This window comes from Methanobrevibacter sp. UBA212 (assembly GCF_905233225.1).
Taxonomy (GTDB): domain Archaea; phylum Methanobacteriota; class Methanobacteria; order Methanobacteriales; family Methanobacteriaceae; genus Methanocatella.
In genome coordinates this window covers 1-4,887 of the sequence record NZ_CAJODJ010000069.1, presented here as the reverse complement: position 1 = coordinate 4,887, position 4,887 = coordinate 1, and the positions used below count along the sequence as shown (strand labels likewise).

General features: G+C 38.6%; 5 protein-coding genes. 1 reads left to right on the top strand and 4 read right to left on the bottom strand.

What is annotated here, in order from left to right; translation table 11 throughout:
- The coding region (locus QZ138_RS11180) for a hypothetical protein (RefSeq protein ID WP_292889094.1) at window positions 1–297 on the bottom strand (297 nt) is incomplete at its 3' end.
- Window positions 298–477: 180 nt separating this feature from the next.
- Between QZ138_RS11180 and QZ138_RS11175 the strand changes: the two genes are divergently transcribed.
- Window positions 478–1,335 carry a phosphoserine phosphatase gene (locus tag QZ138_RS11175; RefSeq protein WP_292889093.1) on the top strand — a complete coding sequence of 286 codons (858 nt, stop codon included), beginning with the start codon at window positions 478–480 and terminating at the stop codon, window positions 1,333–1,335.
- On the opposite strand, the gene QZ138_RS11170 is transcribed toward QZ138_RS11175, so the two are convergent.
- The 3 genes from QZ138_RS11170 to QZ138_RS11160 are packed head-to-tail and all read right to left on the bottom strand — an operon-like array spanning window position 1,332 to window position 4,785.
- The gene (locus QZ138_RS11170) at window positions 1,332–1,613 is read right to left on the bottom strand and encodes a zinc ribbon domain-containing protein (RefSeq protein ID WP_292889092.1); all 282 of its coding nucleotides are present in this window, start codon (window positions 1,611–1,613) and stop codon (window positions 1,332–1,334) included. The two genes, QZ138_RS11175 and QZ138_RS11170, sit on opposite strands and share 4 nt — an antisense overlap.
- Before the next feature lie 51 nt (window positions 1,614–1,664).
- Window positions 1,665–2,909 (bottom strand): bifunctional 5,6,7,8-tetrahydromethanopterin hydro-lyase/3-hexulose-6-phosphate synthase, encoded by a 1,245-nt coding sequence (locus QZ138_RS11165; RefSeq protein WP_292889095.1) that lies wholly within the window; start codon window positions 2,907–2,909, stop codon window positions 1,665–1,667.
- 52 nt (window positions 2,910–2,961) lie between these two features.
- The gene (locus QZ138_RS11160) at window positions 2,962–4,785 is read right to left on the bottom strand and encodes a threonine--tRNA ligase (protein ID WP_292889091.1); all 1,824 of its coding nucleotides are present in this window, start codon (window positions 4,783–4,785) and stop codon (window positions 2,962–2,964) included.
- Window positions 4,786–4,887 lie beyond the last annotated feature (102 nt).

The following is a 4,887-nucleotide window of genomic DNA, read 5'->3' as shown; positions in this document are numbered from 1 at the left end:
GTTCTTTATCTGATCTCCGCTTCGAACAACCATATTGAATCCTGATAATCCGTCCTGATTGTATATCTCGTCACAGGCCGAATCTATAATGTTGGTTCCGGGATTGTCCGAAATTATAAATACCGTCTTATTTTTAGCATCACTTTCATGCAAGTCATTTGATTCGCCAACTGATAACTCATCATGCGAATCATCCTGTAAAGTCAGGTTACTATCGCTTTGGGCGAAGCTCACCTGAGCAAACAGGAAAAATGACAACAAAATAATTATGAAAAATAATTTTTTATGACTACACACATTAATCCCTCAAATTTTAAATTGCATATAGTATTATGTGATATGTTCATAATAAATATTATTAAAGTATTACTAATTGATTCATTTTTTACAAAAAAGTAATACTTTTTTGAAATCAACCTACCAAATATTTATTAAATCAAAAAATCAAAGTTATATTATTAAAAACTAGGGGATAATATGAAAGTAGGGAATGGTATTGTAAAGAAGTATTCTAGAGAGTATAACAGAACTTTGAAAAATGGTCAGAGGAAAAAATACACTACAGAACAGATTCAAATTACAGTGCCAAAAAATGAAGACATCTATGAAAACAAGGAAGAAGTTCTTATTATCCCTAATTCAGAAATTGAGGAATTCAAAAGTAGAGAGGAAGAAATTGAAGTATTGAGAATAGCGAATTATTTACATGTTGAGGAAGTGAAAGAATTGGAAAAACAGCTTGCAGGAAACAATAACAATAAACCATCTACTTTAGAATATGAAAAGGAAATTGAAGAGCTAAAGGCCACCATCAAACAGCAAAGCGCCGCTTTAAATGAAATGGAAAACAAGTATGAGGATTTGCATCAGGACAACCTCAACAGCCTAAAGCATGAAAACGAAAGCATCAAGGACAAGCACTCCAAGCTGATTGTTGAAAACGAAAACCTCAAAACCAAGTTCGTCAACATAAAAACCGAAAACGAAAACCTCAAAACAAAGTATTCAAGCATCAAGGAAGAAAACAAAAACCTAAAAACCAAATGTTCAAACCTGAAAGAGGAACATGCCTCAATCCGCGAAAGCTACAATAAGGTTTCAACAAAATACGACCATCTCAAACAGGAAAACCTCAACACAAAAACCAGCTATGCTGAAATCTATGAAATAAATGAAAGTTTAGAAAAAGATTATGATTCACTTTTAGGTGAATACAACGATTTGGTTGATAAATTCAATGATCTGCAGGACGAATTGTATAACATCAAGACTCATCAAACCCGTGATGACTATATCGCAAGCAAAGTTAAAGAATTTATGTTAAACAGATCCTAAAGGGATTCATAGTCATCCTGAAACTCAGGATTCCATCTTTTTAGGCTCGGAATGAAAAATGCGGTTATTCCGGTCGCTTGAGTTTCCGCAAGTCTAGGATTTTTTTCCATCATCTCTTTGGTTTTTCGAACAATCATCTCTTCTAAAGTTATGTCCGGTTCTGTATACTCACCATTCTGATAGCAGTCCTTACAAAATTCCGGATTCAAACTGCCGTCCTTATTGGTACCGTAGTCCTCTTTTACAATAGGCTGTCCGCAAGAATTACAAAATCCCATAAAAAAAACTCCTTTTAAAAAAAAATAGTTGTAAATTAGAATTAATCTAATTTACTCTTTGTCTTTTACTTCAATGTTTTCGTCTTCATCCATGGCAAGTCTCATGTTGTCAGGATCAGGGTCAAAGTGTTCAAGGAAGTCCTGTGCAGCTCTTCTTACATCTCTTGAACCGATAATGTATCTGCCTGCAATAATGATGTTTGCGCCTTTCTGGATAGCTTCTTCAACATTGTTAGGTTTGATTCCACCGGCAACAGCGATAAGACCTTTATTGCCTAGTGTTTTCTTGATATCCTTAATATTACCCCATTCGGTCATGTCACTTACGTCTTCACCATGTTCGGCTCTGTATGATTCCATATCAACATTTCTGTGTAATAAAACGATATCCGGTTTTAAATCATCAGGAAGCTGTGCTAATTTTTCTTCAAATCCTTTGACGTTCATCATATCAAGGATGGAATAGATACCTTGCTTTTGGGTTTCGTGAATTGCTTTTGCAATTGATTCGATGGTACCGAGACCGGAAATAGCCACTGCATCAGCGGTTTCGTCTGCTGCCATTTTAACTTCCACACGACCGACATCCAAAGTCTTCAAATCGGCAATGATGAATGCGTCAGGGCGTAAAGCACGGATTTTGCCAATGATTCCAACACCGAACTTTTTGACAAGTGGAGTACCTGCTTCAAGAAGGATCCTGTCGTTGTCAGGCAAGTCTGCGATGATTCTTTCCATTGCAGATTCATTGTCAAGGTCAAGTGCAACCTGCAGGTATGGTGGTGACCAAAGTTTTTTGACTTTGAATCCCATGATTGGGTGAGTTCCACGGTCTTTTTCTGCAAGCACTTTTTCGATGTCAGGATAGCCTTCCATAGCTCTTCTGATTGCGAGTTTGGTTGCTCCGTAGTTGTACTGATAGATTTTTCTGAAATCCTTTGCGGAAGGGTCGATGAATACGCTGACATTGATTACGATATCTTCAACAATGTCTTTTGGAATGTATCCGTCTTCCACTGCATCAGCAACTGCTCTTGCAACGGCGGTTTGTGCAGGTCCGAAAATTTTACTTGCATCGTCTAAATCTCCGACAGTTACTTTAGGAATGATTAAAGTAGCCGGTTTGGTCATTAAGTTAGGTCTAATTACACTGGTTAAAGGAGTGTGGCCTACAGAAAGATTTGATAAACCATTAGCGAAAGCTTGACCAACTGGTCCTTGTTTATCACCGATTAATAAATCAATGTGTGCTAATTCAGGGCCGTCTCCAATAAGAGCTTCTCCTATATTATACATTGGGTCCATTAAATTTCCTCCATATTATACTATAACTTTTATTTTTAATAAACTATTGGAAGTTAATCCTTTTTGATATATCCTTTGGCAAAGGCAATTTTCTGAAAGGTTTTCCTTCACATTTAGCATTAATCTCATCAATTAACTCATCGACTGTCATGTCGACTTTTTCACCGGTTTCACGTACAGTCACCTGGAATCTGCCGGTTTCAGCTTCCTTGTCTCCAACGACGAAAATGTATGGAATCCATTCTTTCGCTGCGTTTCTTATTTTCTTGCCGACGCTTTCATCCCTGTCGTCAATGTCAACACGGATGTTTGCGGAGTTGATTTTTGCATAGAGCTCTTCTGCAAATTCCTTGTGGTTTTCACCGACTGTCAGTATTCTTGCCTGAATAGGGCTCAGCCAGGTTGGAAGCATTGGTGCGCGTTCGTTGATTTCAAGGGCAGTCTTTTCAAGCATTGCGCATAACACCCTTTCGATACTTCCGGTAGGGGATGTGTGCAGGATTGTAGGGTTGTGCTGCTCGCCGTCTTCACCGAGATAGGTTATGTCAAACCTTTTACCGCTTTCAACATCGATTTGGACAGTAGGGTTTTCAATAGGCCTTCCCAATGCGTCGATGTTTGCAAGGTCGATTTTGCATACCCAGTAATGGTGCCTTTCAGGTAAGATTTCCAATAGAATCGGTTTTTTGAACTTGCCGGCAATCTCATACATCCACTGCTCGTTTTCATCAAAGAAGTCCTGGGTTGCCCTGAATATGACTTCAAAGTCCAGGTTCAGGTCCACACCGGTCTGCATACACATGTCAGTCTGTTGGGAGAATTCTTCCAAGGATGCCTGAACGTCGGTACAGAATGAGTGGCAATCAGGCATTGTGAATGCCCTTAATCTTTTAAGTCCGACAACTTCACCTTTTTTCTCATAACGGAAACTGTATCTGGTCAGTTCAAAGATCTTTGCAGGGAAGTTTTTCCAGGTGAGGTATGAATCGGACATCAGTCTGAATGCACCGAAACAGGCCGCAAACCTGAGCATCAGTTTCTTTTTGGTGTCGGTTCTGTATTGCCTTTCGCCGAACTTGTATGCGTGCTCATAGATTGCCTGGTTGTCCAGATCATAAAAGATTGGAGTTTCAACAGGCATTGCACCACGCTCAACAGTCAAATCATAAACGTAATCTGCAAGAAGGTCTCTTATGAGTTTTCCTTTAGGGTACCATCTGAGGTTACCGACATCGGATGCAGGCTCATAGTCACAGATTTCCTTTTCCCTCATAAGCTTGACGTGTGGAGGTTCCCCTTCGTCAGACGCTCCGCATCCGAGCTCATAGTCAACCAATTGCTTGAAGGCACGGTTTGTGAATTCAAAGTCATCGATTTGAGTGATCTTGTCTCCTTCAAGAATTTGCCATTTGGAAGGTTTCCTTTCAACCTTTTCCTCTTCAGCTTCGGCTGTGATTGTTCTTGAAAGCTCACTTAAAGGATGTCCCTTACAGGAGATTTCAAACGCCTTGTACCATCCGAAAGGCACTCTCTTTACAGTCAAGTTTTCAGCCAAAAGAGCCTCTTCTGCATCTTTCAAAATTTGAACGGCAACTTTTGGAGATCCTAATGATGAAGACAGGTGAGCATATGGATATAACACTATGTTTTCTGCCTTAACCTGATCATTAGTTTTTATGACTTCTTTAACTAGATTTTTAACGATACCTTCTGGATTATCTTCGTCATCTTTTTCAACAGCTGTAAATACTACTAAAGAATCATCAAAGGAGCCTTCTTTTTTGGCTTCTTCAATATCTTCGGCTACAGGTGTCTCTTTTTTCACATTGTAGTTTAAATAATCAGAATGAATAAGAAGTATTCTCATTTAATCACCATATATTAGTGATTAAATTTTTGATTTTAATATTATATAAAAATAGTTAATTGGAAATCTGCAGTGTTGATGAATTTCATGGAGAGTGACTTC

Coding starts and splice junctions, on each gene's coding strand:
- QZ138_RS11175 (WP_292889093.1), top strand. CDS start 478: ATGAAAGTAGGGAATGGTATTGTAAAGAAGTATTCTAGAGAGTATAAC.
- QZ138_RS11170 (WP_292889092.1), bottom strand. CDS start 1,613: ATGGGATTTTGTAATTCTTGCGGACAGCCTATTGTAAAAGAGGACTAC.
- QZ138_RS11165 (WP_292889095.1), bottom strand. CDS start 2,909: ATGTATAATATAGGAGAAGCTCTTATTGGAGACGGCCCTGAATTAGCA.
- QZ138_RS11160 (WP_292889091.1), bottom strand. CDS start 4,785: ATGAGAATACTTCTTATTCATTCTGATTATTTAAACTACAATGTGAAA.